Source organism: Campylobacter sp. IFREMER_LSEM_CL1846 (genome assembly GCF_025772105.1).
In the GTDB taxonomy this organism is placed as follows: domain Bacteria; phylum Campylobacterota; class Campylobacteria; order Campylobacterales; family Campylobacteraceae; genus Campylobacter_D; species Campylobacter_D lari_D.
The window spans coordinates 36,847-52,952 of the sequence record NZ_JAKMRM010000008.1 but is presented as its reverse complement, the minus strand read 5'-3'; the positions used below and the strand labels follow the sequence as shown (position 1 = coordinate 52,952).

Here is a 16,106-nt window from a genome sequence, read left to right as displayed (position 1 = left end):
ATGGAAAATTTACTTAATTTTTTATCAGCTCATTTAGATAGCAAAAAAAGCAAATTTTTATTAAATTCACTCAAAACCAATCAAGATTATTTTTTTCAAAAATTTATACTAGATAATATAAATCATATTACAGCTTGGCTTAATAGTGACGATTTTAAACAATATGAAAATAAGACTTATCCACCATTAGTAAATCCAAAAAATATCGATATAGAACCTAGTGATTATTGTGCAGAACTTGCTTGGAAACTAAACATACCTCTAGAAAATGCTAAATTTATCTATATTTCCCCTCATGGTGTTGGTGCTGCTGCTTTTTTAACACTACTCAATGAAGCATGCAATGTTTATTGCTCTGCTTCTTGGGTATCTCCAAACAACGGATATTACAGATATAATTTAAATTTTAAATCACTTCTTCAATACTCTCAAACAGCTATTAATATATCCGAGACAAATATTTTAGATTTGGATAAATATTTAAATTTAATTAGTTGTGATATACCTATACTAATTCAAACACGAGATCCCATATCCTTATTAAAACATTCATATGGAAGAGATTGGAGTAAAGTTCAAAGAAACTATAATCAGAATTTTAACTTAAATTTTAACTACCAAGAATATATTAATTTTTTAAAACCAAACAAAACTTACATGAAAGATGATTTTGAAAATTTACTAGAAAATACTTTTATAATACATACTCTACTTAATAAAATTAACACAAACAATATTACTTATATAGATATGTGCGATTTAAACGAAAAGAAAGCTTATAATACTTTTATTAACTTGGCAGATAAATTTGATTTTACCCCCCCCCATAATGATGAAAATCTTTTTAAAAGAAAAGAATTTAGAGGTTATATAAGATATTTGCTTCCTTTAATTTTTCAAGTAGATTATGAAATAAAATTAATTATTAATAGATATCATATAAGCAACGAGCAAATAAATATTTTTTCCTACATTAGCAATAATGATCTTAAAAATAACATTGGCATTTATATCGATAAAAATAAAATATCTAAATTTTTAAATCATAAAAATTATGCAAGAATCAAACAATATTTATCCAATTTTTTAGATGCAATCAAAGAAATTGTTGACTACACAGAAACAAATCTTATGAAAGAAGATGAAGTATTAGACTATCTCAAGAAAAACAAAACAGCAAGGCTAAAACTCAAAGATATATTAGATAAAGAACTGATACATATTAAAAATTTCCGCCCTGATATTGTGAAATCATGGAAATATTACCAAGAATTTGAAAAATTCTTTAACTAAAATCAACCGGATCTATATCGCAAGTAATATTTTTAAAATTTAAAGCAAAATGCTCAAATTTTACAAGTTCTTGATGAGTATTAGCGCGCAATAATACATAAAAACGCCATTTTTTATTTAGCATTTCAATGCCACAAGCACCATGGCCTACTAATTGCACTTGTTTTAATTCTTGAACTTTATTAGCTATAAATTCACATAAATTTAAAGCTTTGTTTTTATCCTCATCTTCAATAATTAGCCTTAAAAGTCTTTTAAATGGGGGATAAAGCTCATTTCTGGCATTTAATTCATCTTTTAAAAAACTATCATAATCTTGTATATATTTTTCAAAAAAAGATCTATTTTTAGTTTGTAAAAGTACCCTACCCTCACCCTTTCGACCTGCACGACCTGCTACTTGCATAGCAAGAGCCAAAGTCTCTTCCAAAGCTTTAAAATTAGGTCTGAATAAATACTCATCAAGACCTAAAATCACACTCAAATCCACATTGTGATAATCATGTCCTTTAGCAAGCATAGAAGTGCCTACTAAAATATCAATTTTTTCTTGATTAAAATCTTTTAAAACCATATCAAGCTTTTTTACACTGCTAATCTCATCACTATCAAATCTTTTTATGATAGGATTAAACTCAGCTAATTCTCTTTCTAAAAGCTCACAAAGCTCTGCTGTGCCCATTTTTTTAGCTTCAAGCATAACTCCATTGCAGGTTGGACAAGTTTGATCAATTTCTTTAGTAAAATTGCAATAATGGCATTTTAATGCATTTTTATTTTTGTGCAAACTCAAAGCAATAGAACAAAAAGGGCATTTAATGGTATTAGCACATTCTTTACATAAAATTTGTCTAAAATTTGCCCTTGTAGGTAAAAATATCACAGCTTGCTTTTTATTTCTTAAGCTAATTTTTAATTCTAAAAGTAATTTTGATGAAACACTAAGCTCGCTCTCATCATATAAAAACTGCTTTTTGCTTTCAAAAAAGGTTCCTTTAAGTCTAAAACAAGGATGTTTATAGTAACTTACAACACTTGGAGTAGCCGAACCTAAAAGAACTTTTATATGCATTTTTTTTGCTACAAATAAAGCCAAATCTCTTGCATTGATTTTTGGATTATTAGAAGCTTTATAAGAATTATCATGCTCTTCATCAATAATAATCAAACCCAAATTCTTAAAAGGTAAAAACAAAGCCGATCTAGCTCCCACCACCAAAAGAGCTTTTGAATTTGTTAAATCTTGCAAATATTCTTGCTTTTTTTTCTTAGTAATTTTAGAATGCCACAAGAAAAAATACTCGCCAAAATACACTCTTAATCTTTTTTGCATTTGCGGAGTTAGAGCGATTTCTGGCATTAAAAGCAAAACTTGCTTTCCTTGCTCTAGATATTCTTTTATCAAGCTAATATAAATTTCAGTTTTACCACTTCCTGTATCGCCAAATAATAAACTAGTTTGTTTAGTTTTTATAAATTCCAAAGCCTCTTGCTGGTTTTTACTTAAACTAGGTGCTTTTTCTATATGAATTTTTTGATTTTTATACTCTTTAATGCTTTCAAACATACCCAAAACAAAAGCTATTTTACTAGCATAATAATAAGCAATAAATTGAGCAAGTTCGTATTGGTATTGCGTTAGTTTAAAATCTGTTTTTTCTTTTATAGCTTGGGTTTTAAAATCAGGCTTTGAACATTTTTGTAAAATTATAGCTTTGAGATTTTTTTTCCTTGCAAGATCAACTATCACTTCATCTAAAATTTCAATTTCTTCTTCACTTTCATAAATTAAGGTATCTAAATAATATCCTTTTATAGCAAGTTGATAAAAATTCAAAACCCATAATCCTTACAATTTAAACTCACACATTCTAAAAAAACTTTTTCACTATTATAAGAAAAATCTATGTAATTTTTAGCATTTATAAAAAATCTATATTGAGTACTTGCTATTTTCATCCATGATTTTTTACTTGAAACAATTGGCTTATCCAATACACTATATGTACAATGATTTGTTTTTTTGTAATTTTGCAAACTATCACAAAAAAATAATTTTTGATTTTCACTATTTATCAAAGCTTCATCTAAAATGGCTGGAAAATCCTTACTTTTTTTAAATAAAAACTGATTTTTGAGTAAAGCCAAAGAAGCATTGATGAGCTCTACCTCACTTTTTACTTGGATAAGTTTAGCATCATTTTTTCCAAAAGAAAAATACGGATAAGCAATTGTGCTAAGAATAGCAATAATCATCATACAAAAAATAAGCTCTACTAAAGTAAAAGCTTTTTTTACTTGCATTTATTGTATTTCTTCATCGATAGTGTTTATAAGTTTGTTGAGTTCTTTTTTTAAGATATAATTTTCATAGCTAAGTTTTACAAAAGCATTAATGAAATTTGCAAGTTCTATCTTACCTGTGCCTCCAGAAATTAAAGCAATTTCATCTTCAAGATGATTTGCAAATTCATTACTGCATGTTACAACAAAGTCTTTCGCATAGACATTGATTGTAACTTTTCTTTGATTATTGTTTGCCAAGAACTGCCTCTATTTTTTTGATCACATCTTCACTTTCAATATTTTTATTTTTAAGCTCTTCTTCCAAACGCGCAATTTGATTGTTTTTAGCTTCATTTTGTGCTTTTACGCTCACTAATTCATTTCTTAAATTTTCATTTATTTCACATACTTCATTATATTTAGCCAAAAGCTCATTTACTTTATCTGTCATTGTGTTGATTATTCTTTCATCATACATAATTTTTTGCCTTTATTGATTTTATATTTTAGAGTATTTTAAACACATATTGTAACAAAAAAAAATTTAATTTTGCATAGCTTTTTGTTTTAAAATTTAAATTTTTAGAAAAAATTTTGTGTAAAATTAGTAAAAATACAAGTTAGGAAAAATTATGTTTGAACTTACTAGCGAATTTAAGCCAAGCCCTGATCAAAAGCAAGCTATTGATGGTATAGTAAAAAGCATTAAAGCAGGCAATAAATACCAAACCTTGCTAGGTGTTACAGGTAGTGGAAAAACTTTCACTATGGCAAATATCATTAAAAACTTAAATATGCCTACTCTTATCATGAGCCACAATAAAAGCTTATGCGCGCAACTTTATAGTGAATTTAAAGGCTTTTTTGCAAATAATCATGTGGAGTATTTTATAAGCTATTATGATTATTATCAACCCGAGGCTTATATACCAAGAACCGATGTTTTTATAGAAAAAGACAGCTCTACTAATGAAGACTTAGAAAGATTAAGACTAAGCGCAAGTGCTTCGCTTTTAAGTTATGATGATGTTATTTGCATAGCTAGTGTTTCAGCAAATTATGGTTTGGGAAATCCAAGTGAGTATGTGGGTATGGTTTTGATTTTAGAGCTTAATATGCAAATAAATCAAAAAGAACTTTTAAAAAAACTTGTAGATATGGGTTATAAACGCAATGATAATTTCTTTGACAGAGCTGATTTTAGAGTCAATGGAGATATAGTAGATATATATCCGGCTTATTATGAGGATGAAGCTATTAGACTTGAATTTTTTGGCGATGAACTTGAGGCGATGTATCATTATAATATCTTAGAAAATAAAAAAGGTAAAGACTTAAAAAAATTTATACTTTATCCAACTAGTCAATTTAGCGTAGGTGAAGCTAGACTTAAAGAGGCTATAAAAGGTATAAAAGCTGAATTAAATAAACGCCTTGCTTATTTTGAAAATGAAAATAAACTCGTAGAAGCACAAAGACTAAAACAAAGGGTAGAATTTGACCTTGAAATGCTTCAAAGTACTGGCATGTGCAAAGGAGTTGAAAATTATGCCTTGCATTTAACAGGGCTTAAGAGTGGCGATACACCTTATACGCTTTTTGATTATTTTGCTATTAAAAATCAAGATTTTTTAGTCATTGTAGATGAATCTCATGTATCTTTACCACAATTTCGCGGAATGTTTGCAGGGGATAGAAGCAGAAAGCAAACTTTGGTTGATTATGGTTTTCGCTTGCCAAGTGCCTTAGATAATAGACCTTTGATGTTTGATGAATTTATTAATAAAAATTGTAAATTTTTATTTGTTTCAGCCACACCTGCACCTTTAGAACTAGAATTAAGCAAAGAAAATATTTTTTATCAAATCATGCGTCCAACAGGGCTTTTAGATCCTAAAATAGAAATCAAAGATAGTGAAAATCAAGTAGAAATTTTATACGATGAAGCTAAAAAAGTTATAGAGCGTAATGAAAGAGTTTTAATAACCGTTTTAACTAAAAAAATGGCTGAAGAGCTTAGTAAATACTACTTGGAACTTGGCTTAAAAGTAAAATACATGCACTCAGAAATTGATGCAATTGAGCGCAATGAAATCATCCGTGGCTTAAGAAGTGGTGCTTTTGATATTTTAATCGGGATTAATCTTTTAAGAGAAGGACTTGATTTACCTGAAGTTTCCCTTATAGCGATTATGGATGCAGACAAGGAAGGCTTTTTAAGAAGCACCACTGCACTCATTCAAACGATGGGACGCGCGGCTAGAAATGTCAATGGAAAAGTATTGCTTTTTGCTAAAAAAATCACAAAATCTATGCAAGAAGCTATCGATACTACCAATGAAAGAAGAACCCTACAAGAAGCTTATAATAAAAAGCACAACATCACACCAACCTCAGTAAAAAGAAACATAGAAGAAAGTTTAAAACATGAGCTTGAACAAGGAGAAATTTATCGTAAAGGCAAAGAACTTGAAAAAATGCCTGCGAAAGAACGCGCTAAAATAGTAAAAGAATTAAGAAAACAAATGCTAGAAGCAGCTAAAAATCTTGAGTTTGAGAAAGCGGCAATGCTTAGAGATGAAATTAATAAATTAAGAACTTTATAATCCCTTAAATAAGGGATTATTTATTTGCTCTTTCTATATACTCTCCACGCACAGTATCAACGCGGATTACTTCCCCTTCTAATACATGGAAAGGAATTTGCACTACTGCACCTGTTTCTAAAGTAGCTGGTTTTTTGTTTGAGCCTTGAGTATCGCCTTTAAAATTTGGTGCCGTTTCAATAATTTTAAGTTCCATTACTTGAGGTACTTCCACACCAATTGCTTTTCCATTGTGAAATAAAACATCTACCATGGTTCCATCAAGCATCCATTTTTTAGCTTCACCCACATCTTCATCGCTAATTGCAACTTGCTCATAAGTTTGGGTATCCATAAATTGACAATTTTCACCATCATCGTATAGATATTGCATTTGTTTTTCTTCTAAATTTGGAGATTCACATTTATCCCCTGCATGGAAAGTTTTTTCCAAAACCTTACCATCGATAAAAGATTTAATTTTAATACGAACAAAAGCAGGACCTTTTCCTGGTTTTACATGTTGATATTCTACGATTTTAAAAGGAATACCATCAATTTCTATTTTTAAACCTTTTTTTAAATCTCCCATTCCATAAGAAGCCATATATTTTCCTTAATTTTAAAATTAAAAAATAATTGTAACAATTAAGGCTTATAAAAAGCCTTAAATTTCTGCATATTCTGCAAAAATACAAGCATCAATAGCTCTTAATTCCTCAAGCAAAGCTTTTGAAATTTTTGTATCAAGCAAAATTACAGCCAAAGCTTTTCCAAAGCCATTTCTACCAAGTCTAAAATCAGCTATATTGACATTATTTTTGGCTAAAATTCCGCTAACATTAGCAATAACTCCTGGTATGTCATTGTTATTTAAAATTATCATTTTCCCTTTTGGTTTAAAATCTACATCAAAACCATTTAATTCTACTATTCTTTGTTCATTTTCACCAAAAATAGTTCCTGAAATAGAAAGGTTAGAATTATCTGTAATTACTTTTATAGTGATTTTATTACTATAACCACTACTTGGTAGAATACAAGAAGAAAGTTCTACGCCCTTATCTTTAGCTACAAAATGTGCGTTAATATAATTAATATTCTCACCTAAAATACCTCTTAAAACACTCACTGTTGCAAAAGTTAATAAAGACTCATTATACTCGCTAATTTGTCCTTCACTCTCAAGTTTAATAGCCTTAATAGGAGTTTTATCAAGCTGAGCAGCCAAAAAGCCCATTTTGGAAATAAGCTCAATATAAGGTGCTACAAAACTTGGTAAATCTTCAGTTTTAATCGGTAAATTTAAAGCATTAGGATAAGAAATTCCTCTTGCAGCATTTAAAGCTTGCTCGCATGCTTGGATAGCGATATTTTCTTGACTTTCTAAAGTGTTTGCACCAAGATGAGAAGTAACAGAAACATTTTCAAAGTCTAAAAATGGATGATTAGTTGCTGGTTCTTTATTAAACACATCGATACCAAGCCAAGCTATTTTACCACTTTTTAAACCTTCACACAATGCATCTTCATTATAAAGACCACCTCTGGCACAATTTATCAATCTTACCCCATCTTTCATTTTAGAAATTTCTTCAAAAGAAATCATATCTGTTGTTTCTTTTGTTTTTGGCGTATGTATAGTAATAAAATCACTTTGAGTTAAAATTGTATCTAAAGAATTCACACACTCTATACCCAAATCAGCCATTTTAGAAGCTACCACATAAGGATCATAAGCTATAACTTTCATACCAAAAGCTTTTGCACGTACAGCCACTCTTGAACCTATATTACCAAAACCTATAACTCCTAAAGTTTTATTCATAAGTTCAACACCATACCACTTTTCTCTTTCCCATTTTCTTTGTATTTTTAAAAAATTATGAGCATTTACAAAAGATCTTGCAGAGCATAATAAATGATTCATAGTAAGCTCAACTGCTGCTATGGTATTAGCCGTTGGTACATTCATTACTATAATGCCTTTTTTAGAGCATTCATCTATATCAACATTATCAACCCCAACGCCTGCTCTAACTAAAGCTTTTAAATTAGAACATGCATTAATAAATTTCAAATCCACATCCGTTGAACTTCTAGTAATAGCAACATCTACATCATTTAATTTTGTTAAAAGTTCATCTTTAGGTAAATGTGCTGCTTCGATAAGCTCAACATCATCAGCTTTTCTTAAAAGTTCTACGCCTTTGTCTAATATCGCATCACATACAATAATTTTTTTCATAACCAAACCTCCTTTAATTTTGCATTTATGTTGTAAATTTTTAATTTGTCGATCAGTGTATTTAATACTTTTTCATTATTTGTATCTAAATAAATTGCCACTTCATCTTTACTCTGTGTTAAAGTGTATTTGATAAAAAAAGAATGCAGAGTTTGCTTTAAACAAAACATAGAATAAACATCATTTTTATTTACATCGAGCATATAAAATTTTTGTTTTGGCTTTACTACAGAATCATCCATATTAAAACTCATATAAAATTCATTTGCTGCTGGAGAAAAATCATTGATTTTAATATTTGAAAGTTTATCTTGCCAAGTTTGTGGTAACTCTTTTTTTATTTCATCAAAAGAATATTTAACATTTTGTGAGATAGGTAAATTCCCAATATCTACATATCTCACCATAAAAATAAAAGCAATAAATAAAATTAGGCTTAAAAAACCTAAAATACCATAAAGGGTATATTTTTTCATTTTTTATTATAAAAGTTGATCTTTGATAATATCACCTAAAGTTACTTTGTCATTATCATTGATTTCATTTAACGCTTCTCTTTCTTTCATTCTTGCAAGGCTTTTTACGCTTAAACGAATTCTATTTTTCTTTTCATCAATGAAAACAATCAAAGCTTCTATTGTATCACCTACTTTTAAACTTGAAAAATCAATATTACCTAAATCCTCTTTATGAATAAGCGCATCAACGCCTTCTTCAAGCTCTACAAAAACTCCAAAATCTTTAATATCTCTAATTTTACCAGAAATAACATCATTTACTTGGTGTTTTTGAGCATAAACTTGAACAGGACTTTTTTGTAATTCTTTAGTACTTAAAGAAATTTTTTGATTTTCTTTATCTAGTTTAATGATTTTAACTTCTACAACATCACCAACTTTATACATATCTTTACATTTATCACTTCTATTCCAAGAAGCATCTTCATTATGCAACAAACCTTCTAAATTAGCAATTTTTATAAAGGCACCAAAATTAGTCACGGAAGTAACACTGCCTTTTAGCACATCACCTACTTTATATGATTTTAAAAACTCATCAAAAGGTTTTGCTAATAAATTTTTTAAAGAAACTCTAAGTCTTCTTTCTTTAGCATTAATTTCAATCACTTCCACATCAAGCTCTTGACCTTCGTTAATATAATCTTTTGGATTTTTAGCATTTTTATCCCAAGAAATTTCACTTATATGTAAAAATCCTTCTATATCATTTCCTAAATCTACAAAAGCACCATATGGTTCTATATTTGAAACCGTAACTTTAATAGTATCACCAACTTCTAAACCATCTTTAATTTCATCCCAAGGATCAGGCATGGCAAGTTTTATAGATAAAGAAAGATGTTTTTTATCTTTATCATATTTAATCACTTTTACAGGAACTTTATCACCTTCATTATACAACGAACTAGGATTTACTGGTCCTTTATAAGAAATTTCGCTATAATGAACTAAACCATCAACACCACCTACATCAACAAACATACCGTAAGTAGTGATTTTTTTAACAACACCTTCTATAATTTCTTCTTGATTTAATACATTTGAAATAATTTCTTTGCGTTTTTTTCTTTCCTCATCTACTATTTTTTTTCTAGAAACTACTATACTCTGAGCTTCTTTATCTATTTTTATAATTTTAACTTTAAAAGTTTTATTGATAATATTATTTGAATCTTTAAAACTGCTTTGTGATTTTGGTAGGAAAAACTCCACTCCATTTTCATCCACAGCTACAAAGCCACCTCTATTTTTACCAATGATTTTTACATCAAATATACTTTCATCATCTTTATAATTGTTAATAAATTCTTTAACTTTTTGTTTTCTTAAAGCTTTTTTATGAGAAAGTAAAGATCTGCCACCGCGAGAACCTACTATAGCAACTTCTAATGTATCACCTTCCTTGAAGATAAATTCGCCTTTTTCGTTTTGAATTTCTTCTGCTACTAAAATACCTTCTGATTTTTGTCCTACATTTACAAATACCTCATCGCATTTAATCGCGACAATTATACCTTGTGTAGTTGCCTCCTCATCAGACTTAAAAGATTCTTCAAGCATTTGCTCAAAATCTTCTTCTATGATAATATCCTCTAGTCTGTTTTGAACTTTTTTGTTCACCTCGCTCATTGTGGTCCTTTGTTTTAAATTTTAATTGTTGATTATAGTATTGTTTTCTTTAAACTTAGTTAATTTTGGCGTATTCTTTGATTTTTTCCAAAACCAAATCAATCACCCAATCAGGTGTAGAAGCACCCGCACTAATGCCACATTTTTCTTTACCGCTAAACCATTCTTTCTGAATTTCTTTTTCATTTTCGATTAAATAACTATCTTCACAATAGTTTTTTGCTATCAAAAAAAGCTGTTTAGTATTGGCTGAGTTCTTCCCTCCAACTATTATCATTACATCACTTTTTTTAGCAAGTTCATTGATTGCTTCTTGATTTTTAAAAGTCGCATCACATATTGTATTAAAAACACGCACTTCCTTAACCCTAAGCATTAAAAAATTTACAATTTCCATAAATTTTTCTATCTTTTTTGTAGTTTGTGATACTACTGCAATTTTAGAAGGCAATTTAATATCAAGCAATTCTTTTTCATCAAGCACTACATAAGCTTTAGTACTTACATAACTTCTAACCCCTTTTACTTCAGGATGATTTTCATCCCCAAAAATAACAACTTCATAACCTTCATTGCTCATTTGTTCACAAATTTTTTGAGGTTTAGTCACAAAAGGACATGTAGCATCAAAAATTTCTATATCCTTTTGCTTTAATTTTTCTAAATCTTGCTTTGTAATACCATGGGTTCTAATAATGGCTTTTTTTTCTGCGTTTAATTCATTAATATCATTTAATGTTTTAACATTATAATTTTTCCAAAGTCTTGTGATTTCTTCATTATTATGAATTAAAGGTCCTATAGTAGCTGCATCTTTAATCTGCTCGGCTTTTTTAATAGCTCTTTTTACTCCAAAACAAAATCCATAACTTTTTGCTAATTCAATCTCCAATCTTAGCTCCTATTTGCTTTAAAATCTCAATAAAATTTGGAAAAGAAGTTTTGATGCATTCACTATCATCTACTTCCATTCCACATCTTAAACCTAAAATTAAAAAACTCATCGCAATTCTATGATCTCCAAAGCTTTCTATTTTAGCATTTTTAACTTCGCCGCCTTCTACTTCAAAGCCATCTTCAAATTCTTTTACTTTTATGCCACATTTTTGCAAATTTAATACAATTGATTTGATTCTATCACTTTCTTTTACGCGCAATTCTTTAGCATTTTTTATAATGCTTTTTCCTTTTGCACAAGCAAAAGCTATAGCCAAAGCTGGAATTTCATCAATCAACCATGCGATATTTTCACTCACATTTACCGCCTTTAAAGGCGTACTTTCAACACAAATTTCTCCAATACTTTCAAAATCTTCATTAGTAATATTATAAGTGATCTTTGCACCCATTTTTTCTAAAATTTTAAAGGCTTCAATGCGTGTTTTATTTAACAAAACATTTTTTAAGACTACTTTTGAATGAGGTAAAATACAAGCAGCTAAGGCAAAGTAAAAGGCTGATGATGGATCATTTGGTACACATACTTCAAATGCTTTTAATTTTTCTTTTAAAGGATTGATTTTGATAAAAGTTTTATTCTCATTTAAATACTCAATGCAAGCTCCCATTTTATTAAGCATAATCTCACTATGATCTCTTGAAAGCTCAACTTCTTTAAAATAACTTTCTTTTTTGGCAAATAAAGCTGCTAAAATTAAAGCTGATTTTACTTGAGCTGAAGCAATATTACTACTAAAGTCAAAACCATCTAACTTAGCCCCTTGTATGCAAATAGGCGCTAAATTTGCATTAGCTCTTCCAAAAATCTTAGCTCCTAAACTCATCAAAGGCCCACTCACTCGCTTCATTGGCCTAGCATTTAAATAACAATCTCCACTAAGAACAAAAAATTCATCTTCAATAGCACTTAAAAAACCTATTAAAAGTCTCATAGCTGTACCTGAATTTCCACAATCTAAAACGCAATTTGGAGATTTTATATATTTTGGAGCTTTAATATAAATTAATCCATCAATTTCTTCAACTTCAGCTCCTAAAGCTTGAATGATTGCTAAAGTATGTAAAGTGTCTTGTGCTTTTAGATAATTTTTAATCTTACAAGTTCCTTGAGTAAGCAAAGAAAAAATAGCAAAGCGATGAGATATAGACTTATCAGAAGCTATATCTTCAAGCTCTACTTTAAAAGAATCAATAGGACTTATCTTCATCGAAGTTTTAAACCATGCTCATCATCTAAAGCTTTGATGATTTTATCAATATATTCAAGGATAATATTATCTTCTAAAGTTTTTTCAAAATCTCTAAATACCAAATTAATAGTCAAGCTATAAAAATCGCCTAAATTTTCATCTGTATATAAATCTACCACTCTAAAGCTTTCTAATCTTTCGATATTTAATTTAGCAATAGTGTGTTTGATTTTTTCATATTCAAAACCCTTAGGTATTACTATACTTAAATCCCTGCTCATAGATGGAAATTTAGAATATGCTTTAGCGGTTTTAAAGTCTTGTTTTAAGCCTTCCAAATCAAGCTCACAAATATAAGTTTTAACCAAATCCCTTTCATTTTCTATACTTAAATGTACTCTACCTACAAAACCTATACGCTTGCCATTTTTATATACATTTGCTTGTTCATATGGGCTTAAAAATGCATATTCTGATTTTTGTAAACTAAACTCACCTATAATGCTTTTTAATTCTGCTAAAAAGGTATAAAAATCTACCAAAACAGGTTTGGCCTTATTTGTGATTTTAGCTTCTTCTTTGTAACCACTAAAGATCATCGCAAATTTAGCATGCTCGTTTGAAAACTCATCAAAAACACTACCACACTCAAAAAGCTTGATTTTCTTTTTTGAATTTCTTAGATTAAAGCTTACTGCATTTAAAAGATGATTTATTAAAGTACTTCTTAAAGTATTAAGTTCGTTAGTAATAGGATTAATGAGTTTGTTTTTAATACATTTAAATCCTAGCTGACTTAATTCTTCTTCATTATCCAAAACATAATGCACACTTTCAAAATATCCATTATTACTTGCTTTTAATCTTAAATTTTTAAGCTCTTGATAATCAAAATATACTTGATTTAAGCGATTTTTTTCTCTAAATTCTAAAGCTTTTGATGGGATATTATCAATACCGATAATTCTTACTATTTCTTCACTAATATCAGCTATATTTACTATATCACTACGGTGAAGTGGAATTTTAATATTAAATTGTTCATCATTTACCACACTTATTTCAAAGCCTAGTTTTCTAAGAATTTTGACTAAATTATTTTTATCTATAGGCATACCAATGATTTTATCAATCTCTGTACCAAAAATCCCAATAATATTTGCTTCATTTTCTTTAAAAACTTGTTGGCTTCCTGAAAAAACACCCATTGCACTAATTTTTAAGCACTCATTAAATAAATACTCCATTCCCAAAGAAAGCTTAGGCTCACTGCCTCTTAAAGAACGATATATAGTATCATTTTTCTTTTTATAAAAGGCTATTGCATTTGCTATAGTTTGAGGATGAGTATAGTTTGCTTCTATAATGATGATTTTACTCTCATCATTAATTTTAAATTTATCTTCTTGCTCTATACCTGCTAAAGCAATCAACTCATCTTTATAATAAACCCCATACTCTCCATGCTCTTGAGTTTTAATCTCTAAAACAATCTTTTCATCAATTTGACAATCTTGACAAAGCTTATGAAAATCATAAGCACAAAAAATCACTCCACTTGCATGAGTTGCATAAGTTAAAAGATTTTCTATGTTGTTATTTTTATATGCTTCAATCAAAGCAAGACGAATTTGTATCGTGATATTTAACTTAAATTCTTCTTTAATCTCTAGTGCCTTATAAGCAAAAAATCCTTCAACATCACTTTGATTTTTAACACTTAGTATTCTTCCTATACCTACGCTATTTTCACTTTCTTTTAAAGGGTTTAATTCTTTTAAATTTAAATCAAGTGCTGCACTTAAATCTCTAGCAACACCATATAAACTCAAGCAATCCCCGCGATTTGGAGTAAGTTCTATTTCAATTAATTCATCATTAAACAAATCATATTCATTAAGAGCTTTTCCTAAAACTAACTCTCCCATACTTTCATCTAAAACCATAATGCCTTCATTACTTTTTCCAAAACCAAGCTCACTAGAAGAGCAAATCATACCCATAGATTCAACCCCTCTAAGTTTGGCAGGTTTTATCTCAAGTCCGCTAGGAAGCACTGCACCTACTAAAGATACGGCTACAAATTGATCTTTATCAACATTTTTTGCACCACAAACAATTTGTAAGATTTCATTCCCAACATCTACTTTACAAATATTCAATTTATCTGAATTTTCATGTTTAACTTTTTCTAAAACCTTACCTATTACAACTTTTTGGGGAGCTTTAACACTTTTGAAACTATCAACCTCTAATCCTATGGAATTTAAAGTATTTACTATAGTTTGTGTTGATATTTCACTTAAATCAATCCATTCATTTAACCAATTTCTACTAATAATCATCTAAATTGCTCCAATAATCTTAAATCACCTTCAAACATAGAACGCAAATCAGGAATTTTATGTAAAAGCATAGCAAAACGCTCCACACCCAAACCAAAAGCATAACCACTTACATTTTTATAACCAACAAATTTATAAACATTAGGGTCAACAACGCCACATCCTAAAACTTCAAGCCATCCTGTTTGCTTACAAACCCTACATCCACAACCTTTACAAAACACACAAGAAATATCTACTTCAGCAGATGGCTCTGTAAAAGGAAAAAAGCTTGGTCTAAAACGCACTTTTACATCGCCAAACATATGTTTTAAAAAATGCTCTAGCATATCTTTTAAATTTGCAAAATTTACCTTATCGCCTTCTTCTACCACAAGTCCTTCTACTTGATGAAACATAGGGGTATGAGTAATATCAAAATCTCTTCTAAAAACTGCACCTGGTGCTATCATTCTAATAGGTGGTTTTTGAGATAGCATAGTTCTAATTTGAACTGGAGAAGTTTGAGATCTAAGCAAGGTTTTATCTTCAAAATAAAAAGTATCTTGCATATCTCTTGCAGGATGATTTTGTGGTAAATTCAATGCTTCAAAATTATGAAAATCATCCTCGATCAAAGGCCCTTTTTCTATACTGAAATTTAAAGCTGTAAAATATTCTATGATTTTATCCATAGTTTGCATGATTGGGTGCAAAGCACCTGCATTTGAAGTTTCATCAAAAAAGCTAAAATCTTGCACATCTTGTTTCATTTTTTCATTTAAAGCTTTTTCTTCTAATTCTTTTAATTTTATTTGATAAGCCTCATTAAATTCATCTCTTGTTTTATTTAAACCATTGGCAAATTCTTTTTTTTCTTCACCTTGCAAATCTTTTAACTTTGCAAATTCTAAAGTCAAAATACCCTTTTTTCCTAAAACACTTACTTTTATATTTTCAAGCTCTGCTAAAGTATTTACAGAAGCAATTTTTTCTATCATATCTTGCAATTTTAGCTCCAACTAAATTTTTTTTAAACATTCTAATGTAAAATTATTTAAAATTAGCAA

General features: G+C 29.1%; 14 protein-coding genes. 2 read left to right on the top strand and 12 right to left on the bottom strand.

Annotation, left to right across the window (positions count from 1 at the left end; genetic code table 11):
- Complete coding sequence (locus L8W40_RS05115; RefSeq protein ID WP_263664847.1) at positions 1-1,293, top strand: DUF2972 domain-containing protein; 1,293 nt, start codon at positions 1-3, stop codon at positions 1,291-1,293.
- On the opposite strand, the gene L8W40_RS05110 is transcribed toward L8W40_RS05115, so the two are convergent.
- From L8W40_RS05110 to L8W40_RS05095, 4 genes are read right to left on the bottom strand one after another with little or no spacing between them, the layout of a single operon-like run.
- On the bottom strand, positions 1,286-3,130 hold the full coding sequence (locus tag L8W40_RS05110; RefSeq protein ID WP_263664846.1) for a primosomal protein N': 1,845 nt from the start codon (positions 3,128-3,130) through the stop codon (positions 1,286-1,288). The two genes, L8W40_RS05115 and L8W40_RS05110, sit on opposite strands and share 8 nt — an antisense overlap.
- Positions 3,127-3,597: a type II secretion system protein gene (locus L8W40_RS05105; RefSeq protein ID WP_263664845.1), complete on the bottom strand. Its 471-nt coding sequence runs from the start codon at positions 3,595-3,597 to the stop codon at positions 3,127-3,129. Before L8W40_RS05105 ends, L8W40_RS05110 begins: the two co-directional genes overlap by 4 nt.
- Positions 3,598-3,837, bottom strand: a complete 240-nt coding sequence (locus L8W40_RS05100) for a hypothetical protein (protein WP_133319896.1) — start codon at positions 3,835-3,837, stop codon at positions 3,598-3,600.
- The gene (locus L8W40_RS05095) at positions 3,824-4,057 is read right to left on the bottom strand and encodes a hypothetical protein (protein ID WP_012661890.1); all 234 of its coding nucleotides are present in this window, start codon (positions 4,055-4,057) and stop codon (positions 3,824-3,826) included. The genes L8W40_RS05100 and L8W40_RS05095 overlap by 14 nt, the downstream gene beginning before the upstream one ends.
- Before the next feature lie 154 nt (positions 4,058-4,211).
- Here L8W40_RS05095 and uvrB point away from each other — a divergent pair, with 154 nt between their 5' ends.
- Positions 4,212-6,185, top strand: a complete 1,974-nt coding sequence (gene uvrB, locus L8W40_RS05090; RefSeq protein ID WP_133319895.1) for an excinuclease ABC subunit UvrB — start codon at positions 4,212-4,214, stop codon at positions 6,183-6,185.
- A 16-nt stretch (positions 6,186-6,201) separates the two neighbouring features.
- Here uvrB and efp read toward each other — a convergent pair whose 3' ends face one another.
- The 8 genes from efp to pheS are packed head-to-tail and all read right to left on the bottom strand — an operon-like array spanning position 6,202 to position 16,046.
- Positions 6,202-6,771, bottom strand: coding sequence for an elongation factor P (gene efp, locus L8W40_RS05085; RefSeq protein WP_039618934.1), 570 nt, complete (start codon positions 6,769-6,771; stop codon positions 6,202-6,204).
- Between the two features lie 60 nt (positions 6,772-6,831).
- Positions 6,832-8,412, bottom strand: a complete 1,581-nt coding sequence (serA, locus tag L8W40_RS05080) for a phosphoglycerate dehydrogenase (protein ID WP_263664844.1) — start codon at positions 8,410-8,412, stop codon at positions 6,832-6,834.
- Entirely contained in the window at positions 8,409-8,888 is a 480-nt protein-coding gene (locus tag L8W40_RS05075; protein WP_133319893.1) for a hypothetical protein, read from the bottom strand. The genes serA and L8W40_RS05075 overlap by 4 nt, the downstream gene beginning before the upstream one ends.
- Positions 8,889-8,894: 6 nt before the next feature.
- Positions 8,895-10,562, bottom strand: coding sequence for a 30S ribosomal protein S1 (locus L8W40_RS05070; RefSeq protein ID WP_263664843.1), 1,668 nt, complete (start codon positions 10,560-10,562; stop codon positions 8,895-8,897).
- Between the two features lie 55 nt (positions 10,563-10,617).
- Entirely contained in the window at positions 10,618-11,454 is an 837-nt protein-coding gene (locus tag L8W40_RS05065; RefSeq protein WP_133319891.1) for a 4-hydroxy-3-methylbut-2-enyl diphosphate reductase, read from the bottom strand.
- The gene (gene aroA, locus L8W40_RS05060; RefSeq protein WP_263664842.1) at positions 11,444-12,730 is read right to left on the bottom strand and encodes a 3-phosphoshikimate 1-carboxyvinyltransferase; all 1,287 of its coding nucleotides are present in this window, start codon (positions 12,728-12,730) and stop codon (positions 11,444-11,446) included. The genes L8W40_RS05065 and aroA overlap by 11 nt, the downstream gene beginning before the upstream one ends.
- Positions 12,727-15,057 (bottom strand): phenylalanine--tRNA ligase subunit beta, encoded by a 2,331-nt coding sequence (pheT, locus tag L8W40_RS05055; protein WP_263664841.1) that lies wholly within the window; start codon positions 15,055-15,057, stop codon positions 12,727-12,729. Before pheT ends, aroA begins: the two co-directional genes overlap by 4 nt.
- Positions 15,054-16,046: a phenylalanine--tRNA ligase subunit alpha gene (pheS, locus tag L8W40_RS05050; RefSeq protein WP_087699975.1), complete on the bottom strand. Its 993-nt coding sequence runs from the start codon at positions 16,044-16,046 to the stop codon at positions 15,054-15,056. The genes pheT and pheS overlap by 4 nt, the downstream gene beginning before the upstream one ends.
- Positions 16,047-16,106 lie beyond the last annotated feature (60 nt).

Excerpts from the sequence above, each read along its gene's own strand:
- L8W40_RS05115 (WP_263664847.1), top strand. The coding sequence starts at position 1 with ATGGAAAATTTACTTAATTTTTTATCAGCTCATTTAGATAGCAAAAAA.
- L8W40_RS05105 (WP_263664845.1), bottom strand. The coding sequence starts at position 3,597 with ATGCAAGTAAAAAAAGCTTTTACTTTAGTAGAGCTTATTTTTTGTATG.
- L8W40_RS05095 (WP_012661890.1), bottom strand. The coding sequence starts at position 4,057 with ATGTATGATGAAAGAATAATCAACACAATGACAGATAAAGTAAATGAG.
- uvrB (WP_133319895.1), top strand. The coding sequence starts at position 4,212 with ATGTTTGAACTTACTAGCGAATTTAAGCCAAGCCCTGATCAAAAGCAA.
- efp (WP_039618934.1), bottom strand. The coding sequence starts at position 6,771 with ATGGCTTCTTATGGAATGGGAGATTTAAAAAAAGGTTTAAAAATAGAA.
- serA (WP_263664844.1), bottom strand. The coding sequence starts at position 8,412 with ATGAAAAAAATTATTGTATGTGATGCGATATTAGACAAAGGCGTAGAA.
- L8W40_RS05075 (WP_133319893.1), bottom strand. The coding sequence starts at position 8,888 with ATGAAAAAATATACCCTTTATGGTATTTTAGGTTTTTTAAGCCTAATT.
- L8W40_RS05070 (WP_263664843.1), bottom strand. The coding sequence starts at position 10,562 with ATGAGCGAGGTGAACAAAAAAGTTCAAAACAGACTAGAGGATATTATC.
- aroA (WP_263664842.1), bottom strand. The coding sequence starts at position 12,730 with ATGAAGATAAGTCCTATTGATTCTTTTAAAGTAGAGCTTGAAGATATA.
- pheT (WP_263664841.1), bottom strand. The coding sequence starts at position 15,057 with ATGATTATTAGTAGAAATTGGTTAAATGAATGGATTGATTTAAGTGAA.